Source organism: Cupriavidus sp. SK-4 (assembly GCF_000611125.1).
GTDB classification, from domain to species: Bacteria; Pseudomonadota; Gammaproteobacteria; order Burkholderiales; family Burkholderiaceae; genus Cupriavidus; species Cupriavidus necator.
Genome location: NZ_JFJW01000139.1, coordinates 48124 through 63541, shown reverse-complemented (window position 1 = coordinate 63541; position 15418 = coordinate 48124). Strand labels below are relative to the sequence as shown.

General features: G+C 68.5%; 14 protein-coding genes. 11 read left to right on the top strand and 3 right to left on the bottom strand.

The features are described 5' to 3' along the window. Positions 1-3: 3 nt before the first annotated feature. The 5 genes from CF68_RS28205 to CF68_RS28185 all read left to right on the top strand — a co-directional run bounded on the left by CF68_RS28205 (position 4) and on the right by CF68_RS28185 (position 5600). Positions 4-198 (top strand): hypothetical protein, encoded by a 195-nt coding sequence (locus CF68_RS28205; protein WP_035825434.1) that lies wholly within the window; start codon positions 4-6, stop codon positions 196-198. Further along, positions 188-1543 carry an AtzE family amidohydrolase gene (locus tag CF68_RS28200; protein ID WP_035825432.1) on the top strand — a complete coding sequence of 452 codons (1356 nt, stop codon included), beginning with the start codon at positions 188-190 and terminating at the stop codon, positions 1541-1543. The genes CF68_RS28205 and CF68_RS28200 overlap by 11 nt, the downstream gene beginning before the upstream one ends. Positions 1544-1750: 207 nt before the next feature. Then, the gene (locus tag CF68_RS28195) at positions 1751-2704 is read left to right on the top strand and encodes a tripartite tricarboxylate transporter substrate binding protein (protein ID WP_235205912.1); all 954 of its coding nucleotides are present in this window, start codon (positions 1751-1753) and stop codon (positions 2702-2704) included. 27 nt (positions 2705-2731) lie between these two features. Then, positions 2732-4237 carry an amidohydrolase family protein gene (locus CF68_RS28190; protein ID WP_035825428.1) on the top strand — a complete coding sequence of 502 codons (1506 nt, stop codon included), beginning with the start codon at positions 2732-2734 and terminating at the stop codon, positions 4235-4237. A gap of 25 nt (positions 4238-4262) precedes the next feature. Further along, the gene (locus tag CF68_RS28185) at positions 4263-5600 is read left to right on the top strand and encodes an aspartate aminotransferase family protein (protein ID WP_035825425.1); all 1338 of its coding nucleotides are present in this window, start codon (positions 4263-4265) and stop codon (positions 5598-5600) included. 110 nt (positions 5601-5710) lie between these two features. On the opposite strand, the gene CF68_RS28180 is transcribed toward CF68_RS28185, so the two are convergent. Next, entirely contained in the window at positions 5711-6868 is a 1158-nt protein-coding gene (locus tag CF68_RS28180) for a methyl-accepting chemotaxis protein (RefSeq protein WP_035825423.1), read from the bottom strand. A gap of 247 nt (positions 6869-7115) precedes the next feature. On the opposite strand from CF68_RS28180, the gene CF68_RS28175 reads away from it, so the two are divergent. From CF68_RS28175 to CF68_RS28150, 6 genes are all read left to right on the top strand, one after another. Then, positions 7116-7523 (top strand): DUF2946 family protein, encoded by a 408-nt coding sequence (locus tag CF68_RS28175; RefSeq protein WP_035825421.1) that lies wholly within the window; start codon positions 7116-7118, stop codon positions 7521-7523. Positions 7524-7661: 138 nt separating this feature from the next. After that, a complete protein-coding gene (locus tag CF68_RS28170; RefSeq protein WP_035825419.1) occupies positions 7662-9773 on the top strand; it encodes a TonB-dependent receptor in 2112 nt (703 codons plus the stop codon). A gap of 21 nt (positions 9774-9794) precedes the next feature. Further along, positions 9795-10511: an ABC transporter ATP-binding protein gene (locus tag CF68_RS28165; protein WP_035825417.1), complete on the top strand. Its 717-nt coding sequence runs from the start codon at positions 9795-9797 to the stop codon at positions 10509-10511. Next, on the top strand, positions 10508-11926 hold the full coding sequence (locus CF68_RS28160) for a DUF3526 domain-containing protein (protein ID WP_035825415.1): 1419 nt from the start codon (positions 10508-10510) through the stop codon (positions 11924-11926). The genes CF68_RS28165 and CF68_RS28160 overlap by 4 nt, the downstream gene beginning before the upstream one ends. Beyond that, positions 11923-13320 (top strand): DUF3526 domain-containing protein, encoded by a 1398-nt coding sequence (locus CF68_RS28155; protein ID WP_051591726.1) that lies wholly within the window; start codon positions 11923-11925, stop codon positions 13318-13320. The genes CF68_RS28160 and CF68_RS28155 overlap by 4 nt, the downstream gene beginning before the upstream one ends. 178 nt (positions 13321-13498) lie before the next feature. Then, complete coding sequence (locus CF68_RS28150) at positions 13499-13957, top strand: MarR family winged helix-turn-helix transcriptional regulator (RefSeq protein ID WP_035825413.1); 459 nt, start codon at positions 13499-13501, stop codon at positions 13955-13957. A 15-nt stretch (positions 13958-13972) separates the two neighbouring features. Here the strand turns inward: CF68_RS28150 and CF68_RS28145 are convergent, their stop codons facing one another. Together CF68_RS28145 and CF68_RS28140 are read right to left on the bottom strand one after the other, a co-directional pair. Further along, entirely contained in the window at positions 13973-14590 is a 618-nt protein-coding gene (locus tag CF68_RS28145; protein ID WP_035825410.1) for a flavin reductase family protein, read from the bottom strand. Positions 14591-14649: 59 nt separating this feature from the next. Then, entirely contained in the window at positions 14650-15408 is a 759-nt protein-coding gene (locus tag CF68_RS28140) for an Asp/Glu racemase (protein ID WP_369798916.1), read from the bottom strand. Positions 15409-15418 lie beyond the last annotated feature (10 nt).

The following is a 15418-nucleotide window of genomic DNA, read 5'->3' as shown; positions in this document are numbered from 1 at the left end:
GGGATGGCGCAAGCAACCATGGCGCAAGCAAGCGACGACGATCCCGCCGGCCTGGTGGCGCAAGCCGCCGCGAGCCTGCAGGTGCCGGTGGCGCAGCAGGATTGCGAGCAGGCCGCCGCCCTGCTGGCCGGCATGGCGGCCATGGTGGCGGGCCTGCGCCAGGCGTTGGCGCAAGCGGAGGGGCAGCATGGCTGCTGACACGCTGACGGCCGCCGCCATGGCGGCGCAAGTGCGCAGCGGCGAGCGGCTTGCCCTCGATCTGGTGCAAGACGCCCTGCGGCGCGCCGAAGCCGCCGCGCCGCTCAATGCCTGCTCGGCGCTGCTGGCGGACAGCGCACTGGCGCAGGCCGCCGCGCTGGACCGGCTGCGTGCGCAGGGCCGGCCGCTGCCGCCGCTGGCGGGCGTGCCGTTCGTGGTGAAGAACCTGCTGGACGTGCGCGGCCACGCCACGCTGGCCGGCGCCGCGCCACGCGCGCAGGAGCCGCCGGCACTGCGCCACGCCGATACGGTCGAGGCGCTGGTCGCCGCGGGCGCGGTGCCCGTTGCGCTGGCGGCGATGGACGAATACGCGTGCGGCGCCACCGGCGAGAACGTGATCGGCGGTCCGGTGCGCAATCCGCTCGATCCGTCGCGCATCACCGGCGGCTCGTCGGCCGGCACCGCGGCGCTGGTGGCTGCCGGGGTGGTGCCGTTCGGGCTGGGATCGGATACCAATGGGTCGATCCGCGCCCCGGCTGCGTTCTGCGGCATCTGGGGGCTGCGCCCGACGACAGGGCGGTTGCCCCTGAGGGGATGCGTGCCGTATGCGCAGAGCCTGGATACGGTCGGCCCGATGGCCGGCAGCGCCGGTGACCTCGCGCTGGCTTATGCGGCCATGCTCGGCATGGACGCGCCTGCTGATCCGCAAGGCCGTGGTGTCGCGACGCTGCGCGTCGGCGTGCTCGGCCGCGGCTTCTCTGATTTTGCCGAGCCCTGGGTGCAGGCGGCAGTGCTGCGCGTGGCTTCGGCCTTTGGCGCGGTGCGCACTATCGACCTGCCCGACGCCGATTCGGCGCGCGACGCCGCCTCAGTGATCTCCGCTTACGAAGTCGGGCGCAACCACCAGGCCATGGGGTTCTCCGAGCGCCACGGCGGCCACAGCGCCTTCGTGCGCCAGCGCATCCTGGCCGGGCTCGCGATGCCGCGCGGCTGGTATGACACCGCGCGCCAGTACCAGTCGGCGTGGCGGCAGCGGCTGCTGGCGCTGTTCGATGACGTCGACCTGCTGCTGGCCCCTTCGACGCCCTATGCGGCCACGCCGATCGGTGCCGACACCGTCAACGGCGCCGGCCGCATCTACCGCCCGCGTGCCGATGCCGGGCACCTGACGCGCCCGTTGTCGCTGGCGGGCCTGCCAGTGGTGGCCGCGCCTTGTGCGGGCGAGGGCTTGCCCGCAGGCATCCAGATCGTGGCGGCGCCCTGGCTGGAGAGCCAGGCACTGGCGGCGGCGCGCTTCCTTGAGGCGCAGGGGCTGTGCCGCAGCGCGGCGCCCCGATGGCTGTAACGACTGTTTCATGGAGTTCGGGCCGTTACGGCAAGGGCTGTCGTGCCGGCGCCGCATCACGCTTGTTTCATTTTTGCTTAATAAGAAACAAATGTTGCATTGACTCGGGCCATGCCCCTATACTGCAAACGCGTAGTCGGGTCCAACCCAGGTACTGAACGGGATATCGAGATGCAAGAGCAAAGGCAGCAGCAAAAGCGACGGTTCATGGCCACCCTGTTGTGGCTGGGCGCGGCGGGCCTGGCTGGCCCGGCTATGGCCGACAGCTATCCGTCGCGCCCGATCCGCCTGGTGGTGCCGTCAGCCGCCGGCGGCAGTCCTGACGTGCTGATGCGCGCATTGGGCGCCGAAGTCGGCAAGTCGCTGGGCCAGTCGTTCGTGATCGACAACAAGCCCGGCGCCTCGGGCGTGATCGGCATCTCCGAACTGGAGCGCGCCGCGCCTGACGGCTACACGCTGGGCTATGCCAACAACGTGACGCTGTCGATCAACAAGAGCACCTTCCGCAAGCTGCCGTACCGGCCCGATGCCTTCGTGCCGGTGGTGCTGCTGTTCAAGGTGCCGAACGTGATCGCGGTCAAGCCGGAGATGCTGGTGAAGACCTTTGCCGAGCTGGTGGCCTACGTCAAGGCCAACCCGGACAAGGTCACCTATGCCTCGCCGGGGCAAGGCACGTCCGGCCACCTGACCGGCCAGCTGCTCGCGGACAAGGCGGGGCTGGCCTGGACGCACGTCGGCTACAAGGGCAGCCCGCAGGCCGCCACCGATGTGATGGGCGGCCAGGTCAATGTGCTGATCGACAACATGCCGACCATCCTGCCGCTGATCAAGGCCGGCAAGCTCAAGCCGCTGGCGGTGACCAGCCTGGCGCGCTCGCCGCTGCTGCCGGCGCTGCCCACCATCGCGGAGTCCGGCGTGCCGGGTTTCGAAGGGGTGGCCTGGGGTGGCCTGGTCGCGCCGCAAGGCACGCCCGCCGGGGTGGTGGGCAAGCTCAACGGCGCCTTCAACCGCGCGCTGGCGGATCCGGCCATCAAGGACAAGTTCGCCGCGCTGGGCGCCGAGACGGTCGGCGGCACGCCGCAGGCACTGGCCGGCTATGCCGCGCGTGAAACCGACAAATGGGCGGCCGTGGTCAGGCAGGCCGGCATCACGCCGCAGTAAGGCCCGCCAACGAGACAAGGATTGACGATGGCATCGCAACCAGCCGCGCCCAGGCGCGCCGACCTGATCTTCCGCAACGCCACGGTCGTGGACGGCACGGGCGCAGCCCGCCGCGTGGCCGATGTGGCCGTCGCGGGCGACCGCATCGTCGCCGTAGGCGACTGCGCTGACATGACCGCGGAACATACCGTGGACGCAGCCGGCCGCGTGCTGGCACCGGGCTTTATCGACGCCCACACGCACGACGACGGCTACCTGCTGGTGCATCGGGACATGACGCCCAAGGTGTCGCAGGGCATCACCACCGTAGTCACCGGCAACTGCGGCATCAGCGTGGCCCCGCTGGTCAGCAGCGCGCCGCCGCAGCCGCTGGACCTGCTGGGGCCGCCAGCGCTGTTCCGCTTCGATACCTTCGCGCAGTGGCTCGACGCGCTGCGCGCGACGCCGGCCAATGTCAACGTGGTGCCGCTGCTCGGGCATTCGACGTTGCGCGTACGCGCGATGCCGGAGCTAAACCGGGCCGCCAATGCAGAAGAAATCGCTGCGATGCGCGACGAGGTCAGGCTGGCGATGGAGGCGGGCGCCTTCGGTGTCTCGACCGGCACGTTCTATCCGCCCGCGGCAGCCGCCACCGAAGCCGAGATCATCGCCGTGTGCGAGCCGGTCCGCACCCACGGCGGCGTCTATTCCACCCACCTGCGCGACGAGACAGACGACATCGTGCCGTCGATCGAAGAAGCGCTGCGCATCGGCCGCGCGCTCGACTGCCCGGTGGTGTTCTCCCACCACAAGGTCGCGGGCAAGCGCAACCACGGGCGTTCGGTCGAAACCCTCGGGCTGCTGGCTGAAGCCGCACGCTTGCAGCCGCTGTGCCTGGACTGCCATCCCTATCCCGCGACCTCGACCATGCTGCGGCTGGACCGCGTGCGCCAGTCCACGCGCACCATGATCACCTGGTCCACCGGCTACCCGGCCGCGGGCGGCCGCGACTTCCACGAGCTGATGCAGGAGCTTGGCCTGGACGAGGACGCGCTCTTGGCAAAGCTGCGCCCCGCGGCGGCGATCTACTTCATCATGGATGAGCGCGATGTCGAGCGCATTGCGCAGTTTCCGCTGACCATCTTCGGCTCCGACGGCCTGCCGTTCGACCCGCGCCCGCATCCGCGCCAGTGGGGCACCTTCCCGCGCATCCTGGCGCGCATGGTGCGCGAAGACCAGCTGATGACGCTGGAAACCGCGATCCACAAGATGTCCGGCTTGGCTGCGCAGCAATACGGGCTGGCGGACCGCGGCCGGATCGTGCCGGGCGCGTTTGCCGACCTGGTGCTGTTCGATGCGGACCTCGTGCAGGACCGTGCCACCTTTGAAGACCCGCTGCAACTAAGCACCGGCATCCACGGCGTCTGGGTCAACGGCGCCAGGGTCTGGGAACAGTCCACGCAGGCGGACAGCGAAGGCAGCGCACTGCCCGCGTTTTCCGGCCGCGTGCTGGAGCGCCGCCCGACCGACACCAATTCCGCTCTGCGCCGCTGACGCGCGGCACCACCACCACACCATCATGACCCACGTATTCCATCGCAATCCGCGCCAGAAGCTGTCCGTTGCCGTTGCCGGGCAGGGCATCGAACTGATCGACAGCGAAGGCCGGCGCTATCTCGACGCCTCCGGCGGCGCCGCCGTGTCATGCCTGGGGCACGGCCATCCGCGCGTGATCGAGGCGATCAAATCGCAGCTCGACACCATCGCCTACGCGCATACCTCGTTCTTCACCACCGAGGTGTCGGAGACCCTGGCTGACACGCTCGTGCAAGCGGCGCCGGGCGACCTGGACCATGTCTACTTCGTCTCGGGCGGCTCCGAAGCGGTGGAGTCGGCGCTGAAGCTGGCGCGCCAGTATTTCGTGGAAGTAGGGCAGCCCAGCCGCCGCCACTTCATCGCGCGCCGCCAGAGCTACCACGGCAACACCCTGGGCGCGCTGGCCATCGGCGGCAACGCCTGGCGGCGCGAGCCCTTCCTGCCGCTGCTGGTGCCGGCGCACCACGTGTCGCCGTGCTATGCCTACCGCGACCAGCAGGCCGGCGAGACCGACGCGCAGTACGCACAGCGCCTGGCCGACGAGCTGGAAGCGAAGATCCTGGAACTCGGCCCGGACACCGTGGCCGCCTTCGTCGCCGAAACCGTGGTGGGCGCCACCGCCGGCGCGGTGCCGCCGGTGGGCGACTACCTGAAGCGCATCCGCGCCGTGTGCGACAAGTACGGCGTGCTGCTGATCCTGGATGAAGTGATGTCAGGCATGGGCCGCACCGGCTACCTGTTCGCGTGCGAAGAGGATGGCGTGGTGCCCGATATCGTCACCATCGCCAAGGGCCTGGGCGCCGGCTACCAGCCGATCGGCGCGATGCTGTCGACGCGGCGGATCTACGACGCCATCGTCGGCGGCAGCGGCTTCTTCCAGCATGGCCACACCTATATCGGCCATGCGACTGCCTGCGCCGCGGCACTGGCGGTACAGCGGACCATTGCCGAAGACAAGCTGCTGGCCAACGTGCTGGCCCGCGGCGAGCAACTGCGCGCACAGCTGCGCGAGGCGCTGGGTGACCATCCCAACCTGGGTGATGTCCGTGGACGCGGCTTGTTCGTTGGCGTGGAGTTCGTGGCCGACCGCGACAGCAAGGCCACGCTCGATCCGGCGCTGAAGACGCATGCGCGGTTGAAATCCGCCGCGATGCAGAATGGCTTGCTGGTCTATCCGATGGGGGGCACGGTCGACGGCGTGCGCGGCGACCACGTGCTGTTCGCACCGCCGTTTATTTGCACGCCGCAGGATATTGACCGCATCGTCGAGCGCTTTGCGGCGGCGGTGCAGGCGGTGCTGCCGGCTTGCGTGACGGCTTGAATTGCTGAAGGCTCCTGCCTCCCGCGGGTTTGCTCCCCTCTCCCGCTTGCGGGAGAGGGGGGCACACAAGCGGTCAGCGGGCCATGGCCGCAGCTGCAGCGCTGCCCACATCAGCCGAACGCGGCAACCTGCCTGAATGCGCCATGCCCCGGCGCTTGTGCTGACGCCGGTTCCGCATCCAGCTTGAACTCGCCCACCACGCGCTGCAGCTCAGTGGCCTGGCCCGCCAGTTCGTGCGACGCACTGGCCGCCTGCTCCACCAGCGCCGCATTCTGCTGCGTCACGGTGTCCATCTGCGCCACCGCCTCGTTGACCTGCGCAATCCCGGCACTCTGCTGTTCAGAGGCCGCAGTGATCTCGCCCAGCAGCCCGGTCACGCTGGCCACTGCCTGAACGATCTCCTGCATGGTCTCGCCGGCCTGGCCCACTAGTGCCGAGCCGCTGTCCACCTGCTGCACCGAATCGTCGATCAGCTGCTTGATCTCCCGCGCCGCCGACGCACTGCGTTGCGCCAGCGTGCGCACCTCGCCCGCCACCACGGCGAAGCCGCGGCCCTGCTCGCCCGCGCGCGCGGCTTCCACCGCGGCGTTCAGCGCCAGGATATTGGTCTGGAAGGCAATGCCTTCGATCACTTCGATGATGTCCGTGACCTTGCGCGAGCTGGCGCTGATCGCCGACATGGTCTGCACCACGTTGCCCACCACTTCGCCACCGCGCGCGGCGATGCCCGATGCGGTTGCCGCCAGCCCGTTAGCGGCGCGCGCGCGTTCGGTGTTCTGCTGCACCATCGAGGTCAGCTCGCCCATGCTCGATGCGGTCTCTTCCAGCGCCGCCGCCTGTTCTTCCGTGCGCTGCGACAGGTCGGTATTGCCCGCGGCAATCTGGTGCGAAGCGGCGGTGATCGAATCGGTGGAGGCGCGGATGCGTGTCACCAGGTCGGTGAGCATGTCTTCCATCTCGCCCAGGCCCCCCAGCAGCCGCCCAAACTCGCCGCCCCGCTCGGTGTCGAACTCCTGGCTGAGGTCGCCTGCCGCCACGGTTTCGGCAATGTAGACGGCCTCGGACAACGGCGCCTCGATGCTGCGCGCCAGCGCCCAGACCGCGCCCACCGCCAGGCATATTCCACCCACGCCCAACGCGATCAGCAGTTGCCGCGCATCGGCCGCATCCTGCATCCGCGGCAAGGCCACCGCGATCCCGATCGCCATCAGCGACCACATGGCGCCAAACGCCGCGCCCAGGCGTACGCGAATCCCCAGGTTCTGCATGTCTCTCTCCCGTTTCCACCCCAGAAGTGCAGGCACCGGCGTGCCGGCTGCCTGTCTTGCCAATGTCTTCGCTGGCCAACTCTTACTTAACGGCGGGGACGCCGCAGTCTTTAGCGGCTTGCCGGACAGGCAAACCAACACCGCCGCTGGCGGTGCCGGGCGGCAGCAATATGTCGCGGCATCGACTTACAATTGCAATTGAGTTGCGTTAATATGGCGCCGGTCGACACAGCCAGCGCCTCCGTCAATGCGTAAGCATGCGAACATCGTTCGTCTCATCTGGGCCGTGCTCCTGCTCTTGTTAGTGCAGGCGTGGGCCGCGGTGACGCACGTGCATGCGGTACCGGGAACGCGGTTGGAGGCTGTCATGGCGAACACAACCGCAGGCGCAATCCCCGAGACGGCCGCCACGCCGGACACGTCCGACACGGACCGCGTGCCTGCCGATGGCACGACGGAATGCGATTGCCTGTGGTGCTCGCCCCGGTTGCATCTCTTCATCAGCGCCGCCATCGCGGCGCAATTGCTCTGCGTCTTCCTGCGCCTGCTGTCACGGGTACGGCAGGTCGATATCGCCGCGCCGACATGGCGTATCCGCTTCCTCTCTCCCCCTGCCTTGCGCGCGCCACCGGCGCTGGCCCGCGCCGCCGGCTAACCCCCGGCCGCATCCCTTCCCTTTACATCTGATTGCGCGCCCGCTGCGTCATGCCAGGCGGGTGGCATCCTCACGTCTGAATTTTGTACGGCAAGCCCGGTGCCCGTAGCGGATACCGCCGGGCTGCCGCGAGCTTTCATGAACAAGAACGAAAACACGGGTGCCGCGCGCCCGCTGGCGTGGACACTGCTCTCGCTCTCGTCGGGCGTCTTCAGCCAAGCCGCATTTGCCGAACGCCAGCATACGGTGCTGCCGGAAGTCAGCGTGGTGGCGACGCAGGACACCAGCCTGCAAGGCAAACGCAAGCTGGTGACCACGGACAGCACCGGCCTGCCGGCCGCGGTCTCGGTCGTCACCGCCGATGAATTGGGCACCATCAATATCGGCCGGGACATCTCCAACATGTTCCGTCGCGTACCTGGGGTGGTGGCCAACAACATCGACCAGGGCGACACGGGCAACGGCTTCCGCATGCGCGGCTTCTCCACCCAGGGCACGCACGGCGCCGACACCGCCGTTTATGTGGACGGGGTGCCGCAGAACATGCCGTCCAGCCAGGCCGGTGCCGGGCATGGGCCGGCGTTCCTGGAATGGCTGACCCCGGACATGATCGGCCAGATCGACGTCATCAAGGGGCCGGTGTCCGCCTTGTATGGCGACCAGAACCGGGCGGGTGCCGTGCCGATCAGCACGCAGTCGGGCGACGTGCCCTCCAGCATCGGCATCGGCTTCGACCGGTACAACGGCAAGCGCGCAACACTGGTCCTGTCAGGCAGCCATGCGATGCGGCCCGGGTCCGAGCCGATCCGGTCGCTGTTCGTGGCCGATATCTACCGCACCCATAGCTACCGGTACGACGGCAGCACCGACCGCGACAACTTCTTCTGGAAGCTGTCGGCCAGGATCGGCGATGGCGTCTACAGCCTGCGGCTCAACCACTATCGCTCCGAATCGACAGTCGCCGGCTACCTGCTGCTGGGCGACCTGCAATCCGGCAAGGTGGACCCGCGCTCCACGCAATACGGCCTGCCAGGCTTCGGCAGCGGCAAGCGTTCGATGTTCGCGCTGAATCGCGCCCCGGCGCATGGCGAGGACGGCTGGTATGCGACGTTGTACGGGGAAGCCTTCGAGCGCGAGCGTGGCATTGCCACCAGCAGCGTGCAGCACACCGTCGGGTCGGATGACCGGAATATCTTCGGTGGCCGGCTGGCCAACAACTTCACGTTCGGAGACCGGGCCGCGCTCATGGTCGGCGCGGAAGTGCGCCGCGACCGCGGCGACGCGCAGCGCCAGATCTGGGTGCGTGGCGTTCCCACTGCGAACTATATCAACGCGCAGCAGCTCGACCTGCTCACCTACGGCGTGTTCGTGCAGGGGCAGTTCAAGCCCGTCGAAGCGGTCAAGCTGACCGCGGGCCTGCGGCGCGACTGGTTCGACTACGACATCGTCAACCGCAAGCTGTCGGCAGCGAGCACCGACTACTTCTCGGGCGTCACCACGCCCAAGCTCGGCGCGGTCTGGTCGGTGCTGCCCCGGCTCGACCTGTTCGCCAACGTCGCGCAGGGTTTCCGTTCGCCCGCCGCGGAGCAGATCAGCAGCAGCGGGGCCACGGGCCCGCTGGGCGCGCCCGGCGGCACGATCTATGACGTGTCGCCGTCGAAGGTGAAATCCTACGACGTGGGCTTTACCGCGACGCCGGCCAACAACCTGACCGTGACCGCCGTAGCCTATTACACGCTGAATGAGGACGAGATCGTGGGGCAGCCGGACGGATCATTCAAGTCGGTCGGCGACACGACGCGCAAGGGATATGAGCTGGAGGCCCGCTGGCGGCCCATCCGCCCGGTGTCGGTCTACGCCAGCTACGGGCAGATCATCCAGGCCGAAGCGAACAACCCGCTGCCCAACACGGGGGCCAGGCTGTCGGTTCCCCGGCACCAGCTCAAGCTGGGCGCCGAGTACCGCCAGCGGCTGCAGGGCGCGCAACTGACGGTCAATGCCGATGCTTACCTGACTACCGGTATTCCCTATTACATGGGAACGCCGCAGACCCAGTTGCGCTTCATGCCAGCCTACACGCGCTTTGACCTGCGTGCGGTGCTCGACTGGAAGCAATACCAGTTGTCGCTGTTCGCGGTGCTGCAGCCGCACCGGTTCTCGACCGAGGCCGCGTATGGGTCCGCAGCGGGGCTGCTGGTAGCGCCGCAGCCGAAATGGCAAGCCGGCATGGCGGCACGCTATTTCTTCTGACGTATTCGACGGAGACACGACATGCTTGAAATTCGTGACCTGGTTGTCCATCGCGACGGGCGTCGCGTTGTGGACGGCCTGAATATTACCGTGCCGAAGGGCTGCGTCTACGCCTTGCTGGGCGGCAACGGCGCGGGCAAGACCACCACCATTGATGTGACGCTGGGGTTTCTCCCGCCGGCCGGTGGCACGGTGCTGGTCGACGAACTGTCGCCCGTTGCCGATCCGGCTGCGGTCAGGCGGCGCGTCGCCTACCTGCCTGAGAACGTCGCGCTGTATCCCTACTTGTCCGGCGCGGAAAACCTGGACTACTTCTGCTCGATTGCCGGCATCGGCCTGTCGCGTGCCGGGGCCACGGCGCTGCTGGACGGCGCGGGGCTGGCCCGCGACGCGCACGGCCGGCGCGTAGCGAAATACTCGAAGGGCATGCGCCAGAAGGTGGGCCTGGCCATTGCCCAGGCCAAATCCGCGTCATTGCTGTTGCTTGACGAGCCGACTTCGGGGCTGGATCCGGCCGCGGCCGATGACATGGCACGCCGTGTCCGGCAAGCGGCCGACGCGGGCATGGCGGTGCTGATGGCCACGCATGACCTGTTCAACGCCAGGCAGCTCGCCGACCGCATCGGCATCCTGCGTGCCGGCGTGCTGGTGGCCGAGTTCGACGCGGCCACCGTCGGCCACGAGGCACTGGCCTCAACCTACCTGGCCCATGCGCGCGCGCAGGGCGTTGCGCCATGATCAGGACCGTGGTTGTGAAGGAACTCAGGGCGATGGCCAGGGAGGGGCGCTTCGCAGCACTGCTTGTGATCGGCGCCGCGGTATTGGCCGTCGCCTTCCTGGCCTCGCTGCAGCGGCATGCCGCCGTCGCCAGCGAGGTGGCGCAGGTTGCCGCCGCGACGCGGCAGCAGTGGGACGACCAGGGTGACAAGCATCCGCATCGCGGCGCGCACTTCGGCCTGTACGTGTTCCGGCCGGCCTCCGCGCTGACGGTGATCGAGCCGGGGCTGGGCGACTATTTTGGCCAAGCGCTGTGGCTGGAGCCGCACCGGCGCAATGTGGCGCGCTTCGAGCCCGCGCAGGATGCGCTGCCATCCACCCGCTTCGGCGACCTGAGCGCCGGTTTCGTGTTCGCGGTGCTGTTGCCGCTGCTGGTGATCGCCGTCACTTTCGATGCCGTCAGCGGCGAGCGGCAGCGCGGCACACTGCGCATGATGCACGGTGCCGGCGTGGCGCCGGCCAGGCTCGTGGCCGGCAAATTCCTGGCGCTGGGCGCGGGTTTTGCCGTGTTTGCGCTGGCCGTGGCGCTGGCCCCGGTCATCGCGGCCAGCGCCGGCGGCACGCTGGATGGTGCGGTCTGGTGGCGGGCAGCGGGCCTCGGTGCCGGCTATCTGCTATACGCCGCGATCCTGGTGGGACTGGGCCTGGCGGTGTCGGCCTGGGTGGCCGACGACAGGAGCGCGTTGTTCGTGCTGGTGGGCCTGTGGCTGGCCTTTGTCTTCGTGATCCCGGGCATGGGCGCGGCGGTTGCGCGGCATGCCGTCCCGCTGCCGTCGGCGCAAGCGTTCTGGGCGGCAATCCAGCGCGACTACACCGAGGGACTGCCGGGCGACGGCAACCTGGCGGCCCGCACCGAACGCCATGACGCGGCGCTGCTGGCACGCTACGGCGTCACGCGCCTGGCGGACCTGCCGGTGGGCGCGGCGCCGCTGCGGCGGCTGGAGCGCGACGCCTACGCGGACCGGGTCCATGCGCTGCATTTCGATGCGCTGTGGCAGCGCTATGCGGCGCAGGAGAACGTGATGCGCGCCGCCGCGCTGCTGAGCCCCACGCTGGCGATCCGCAACTTCGCCATGAAGATGGCGGGAACGGATCTCTCGCACCAGCGCGACTACGAGGCCGCCGCGGAGCGCTATCGGCGCAGCGTCAACACGGCCATCGATGAATGGGATGCCAGCCATACGCGCGGCATGACTTCGTTCGATGCCAGGTACGCCGGCGCTGCGCTTTGGCGCGCGATCCGGCCCTTTGCCTACGCCATGCCGCCGGCGCGCTTCGCGCTGCGGGCAGCGTTGCCGGAGATCGCGATCATGTTCTGGTGGTGCGGGCTGGCCGCGGCCGGCCTGTTCTTCTCTCTTCGCAGGATACAGCCATGAACTCCATAAGACAGACCAGGCAGGCGCTTGCCGCGCAATGCCGCCGCTTCTGCGCGGCAGGCAGTGCCCGTTGGGCGCTGCTGCTGTTCGCTGCCGCCCTGTGCGCGTGCGCGCTGGCATCGGGTCTCGTTGCGCGCGCATGGCATGAAAAGCTGCAGCAACTGGAAGCAAACGGGCAGGCGGCGTTGCGCCTTGCCCAGGCCAAGGCATTGCCGGCATCGCCGGAGCAGGCCGCCATGGCGGCATTCCGGTTCGCCAGGTCGGAAGCCCCGGTGGCGCAGCTGCGGCCAGGTGGCGGGTTGGCGCTGGCGAGCAGCGTGCTGGACCTGCTGCCGCCGTCGATTCGCGTCACTGTCGAGAGCCGCCACACCGACGCGCGCAACGAGGAGCGGCTGGCCAACCCGCTGTTGCAGCGCTACGGCACCTTCGACCTGGCGACGGCGATCGCGCTGCTGGCGCCGCTCATGCTGGTGTGCCTGTGCGCAGGCATTGTCCAGGGTGAGCGCGAACATGGCACGTGGCGGATGTCGATGGCGCAGGGTGCGGCCGGCGGGCGTGTGCTGTTCGCCGTCATCGCGGTCCGGGCGGGCGCGGTTTGGCTGATTGCAGTGCTCGCTTCCACGCTGGCATTCCTGCTGGACCCCGCAGCAACGCTGTCGGCGTATCTCGCATGGCTGTTTTGCGTGACGGCGTTCATCGCGTTCTGGAGTGCGGCCAGCGGTGCGCTCAACCTGCTGCCCGGTTCCGGCGCCACGGCGGTGCTGGCCGGGCTTGGCCTGTGGGCCATCGCCACCTTCGGCACGCCTGCGATGGTCGCGGCGCTGGCGGATTGCACGATGCCGATGCCGTCACGGCTGGCGGCAATCGTCCAGGTTCGCGCGGCGCAGCAGAGCGCCGAAGCCAGGATGTCGGACCTGGTGGACGAGTGGTATCAGGCCAATCCGCAGTGGGCCCCGGCCACGGCACGACAGCACGCATGGCCGGTCAGCTTCATGCCGCGCTACCTCGACCAGGCAGCACGTATTCGGCCGGTCGTGTCCGCGTTCGACCAGGCGCGCGCGCTGCGTTTCGAGCAGGCGGAACGATGGGGCTGGCTGTCGCCGCCACTGTCGCTGCTGCTTGCTGCCGACCGGCTGGCAGGTAGCGACGCGCCGCGCTACGCCAGCTTCATGGCACGGGTAGACCGCTTCGAAGCGCAGTGGCGCGCCTTCTTCGTCCCACGCATCATGGGCTATCGTGGTGTGGCGATGGATGAATACCGGGATGCGCCGCGGTTCGAATGGGTTGAAGGAGAGCGCGGGGCGGTGGGGATTGGCGGGCTGCAGCAACTCGGACTGGCAGCGGCAATGCTGGGCTTGCTCTTTGTGTTCCGGGCGCGGTTGGCGCGCCCTTGAACGCATGGCGCCCGAGACCCGGCGGATGAGCCCAATCAGTCGCTTTGTACTTAAAGTTCATGGGGCAACAAGGAAGACGCCACACTGGCGGCCTGCCTTGCCCCGGACGAACGCCCCGGCCGTGGTATGTTCTGCCCGTCGCGCGGCCGACGAGGCCGCATCCCGCCCACCGGACCGCATGAACCAACCCATCGACACCGCCGACGACGATTTCGTCGACAACTACACCCCGGCCCTGCTGGCCCAGGCCAGCCAGCTGATCTCGGGGGAATTCCACGTGATCGTGCAAGCCAATGGTTTCACCATCTCAGACTGGCGCGTCCTGTCCACGCTGTCCGGCGGCAAGCCGATCAGCATCGGGGAGCTGGCGCAGATCTCGGTGACCAAGCAGCCCACCGTGACGCGCCTGCTCGACCGCATGGAGGCGCAGGGTTACGTCAAACGCATCCCGCACGAGACCGACCGGCGCATCACGCTGGTGCGCATCACGGCGCGCGGGCAGAAGCTGACCTCCACCCTGATCGCACAGGCCCGGGCCCACGAGGACCATGTGCTGGCGCCGCTCGGCAAGAAGAAGGCCGACGAGCTGCGCGCCACGCTGAAGCTGCTGATCCACCTGCACCGCCCTGCCAACTGAGGGCAGGGCCGCGCCTCAGGCCGGCCGGCGCATCTGGAACAGCGTCGATTTGCTGACCTCGTAGTAGTCGGCCGGACCGCCGCCGCGCAGGATGGGGCGGGCGGCGGCGGTGTCGTAGACCCCGTCGGGCAGGAAGGCCCGGTCGATATGCACGCCGACCACCTCGCCCAGCACCATCCAGGTATCGAGCATGGCGCCGTCGGCCCGGTTCAGTTGCATGACTTTGGTTGCGCGGCACTCGAACGATACCGGGCTCTCCTGCACGCGCGGCGCCGACACCAGCCGCGACGGCACCGGCGTCAGGCCAGCCAGGCCAAACTCATCGACTTCCGACGCCACGCCCGCGCTGGTGGCGTTCATGCGCTCGGCCAGCGGGCGCGTCACCAGGTTCCAGACAAAGTCGCCGGTGTCCTCGACGTTGCGCACTGTGTCCTTGTAGCCGACGCTGGAAAACGCCACCACCGGCGGCGTGTAGTTGAAGACGTTGAAGAATGCGTAGGGCGCGAGGTTGGCGCGCCCGGCCTGGTCCACCGTCGAGATCCAGCCGATCGGGCGCGGACCGACAATGGCGGCCAGCGGATCGTGCCGCAGCCCGTGGCCGCGCGTGGGCTCGTAGAAGTGAATGTCGTTCATGTGCGTGGGCGAAACGTCGTCCCTGCACGGGCAGGGACGACCAAAGCGTGGGATGGCGCTCAGTATTTGCCGCTCAGCAGCTCACCGCAGCCGGCGACCTCGGCGCGCAGGTTCAGCTTGCGCAGCATCTGCCAGGTGGTGGCCACCGCCGCCGACACCGTCGGGATGCCCGATTCGTCCTGCACCTTCTGGATCGACGGCAGCGACTGCATCTGCACGCAGGCCGACAGCACGATGGCGTCGACGCCGGTGGTGTCGATGCGTTTGTAGATCTCCAGCAGGTTGGCCGGGTCCTGCGCGGCGACCTGCAGGTTGTCGGGGATCTCCAGCGCGGTGTAGTCCTTGACCTCGATGCCTTCGCTCTCGATGTAGTCGACCACCATCTTCGTCAGCGGCTTCATGTACGGGCACACCACCGAGACGCGCTTTGCGCCCATGGCGTGCAGGCCGTCGACCAGCGCGCCGGCGCTGGTCACCACCGGCGCGGGGTTGCCGTTGTCGACGGTGCGCTGCGTCAGGCGTGCCTCGGAGACGCGGTGATAGCCCTTGCCCATGCTCATGATGGCCACCAGGCAGGCGTAGCCCAGCACATCAACGCGCGCGTCGGACAGTTCGATGGCACAGCGGTCGCTGTCGCGGTCCATGGCCGCCAGCTCTTCCTTCACCACCTTCTTCATGCGCATGCGGCTGGAGTGGAAGGTGAAGCGCTCGGCGAAGTCCTTCTCGCGCTCGCGCAACATGGCGGGGATTTCCGTCTCCATGGTGGTATTGGAGGACGGCACGATCTGCCCGATGCGCAGCGGCTTCTGGGGCGTCAACAGGAAAGAC

Bases quoted from the DNA above. Each gene is read 5' to 3' on its own strand.
- CF68_RS28160 (WP_035825415.1), top strand. From the start codon at position 10,508: ATGATCAGGACCGTGGTTGTGAAGGAACTCAGGGCGATGGCCAGGGAG.
- CF68_RS28155 (WP_051591726.1), top strand. From the start codon at position 11,923: ATGAACTCCATAAGACAGACCAGGCAGGCGCTTGCCGCGCAATGCCGC.
- CF68_RS28185 (WP_035825425.1), top strand. From the start codon at position 4,263: ATGACCCACGTATTCCATCGCAATCCGCGCCAGAAGCTGTCCGTTGCC.
- CF68_RS28170 (WP_035825419.1), top strand. From the start codon at position 7,662: ATGAACAAGAACGAAAACACGGGTGCCGCGCGCCCGCTGGCGTGGACA.
- CF68_RS28200 (WP_035825432.1), top strand. From the start codon at position 188: ATGGCTGCTGACACGCTGACGGCCGCCGCCATGGCGGCGCAAGTGCGC.
- CF68_RS28150 (WP_035825413.1), top strand. From the start codon at position 13,499: ATGAACCAACCCATCGACACCGCCGACGACGATTTCGTCGACAACTAC.
- CF68_RS28195 (WP_235205912.1), top strand. From the start codon at position 1,751: ATGGCCACCCTGTTGTGGCTGGGCGCGGCGGGCCTGGCTGGCCCGGCT.
- CF68_RS28165 (WP_035825417.1), top strand. From the start codon at position 9,795: ATGCTTGAAATTCGTGACCTGGTTGTCCATCGCGACGGGCGTCGCGTT.
- CF68_RS28205 (WP_035825434.1), top strand. From the start codon at position 4: ATGGCGCAAGCAACCATGGCGCAAGCAAGCGACGACGATCCCGCCGGC.
- CF68_RS28175 (WP_035825421.1), top strand. From the start codon at position 7,116: ATGCGTAAGCATGCGAACATCGTTCGTCTCATCTGGGCCGTGCTCCTG.
- CF68_RS28145 (WP_035825410.1), bottom strand. From the start codon at position 14,590: ATGAACGACATTCACTTCTACGAGCCCACGCGCGGCCACGGGCTGCGG.
- CF68_RS28190 (WP_035825428.1), top strand. From the start codon at position 2,732: ATGGCATCGCAACCAGCCGCGCCCAGGCGCGCCGACCTGATCTTCCGC.
- CF68_RS28180 (WP_035825423.1), bottom strand. From the start codon at position 6,868: ATGCAGAACCTGGGGATTCGCGTACGCCTGGGCGCGGCGTTTGGCGCC.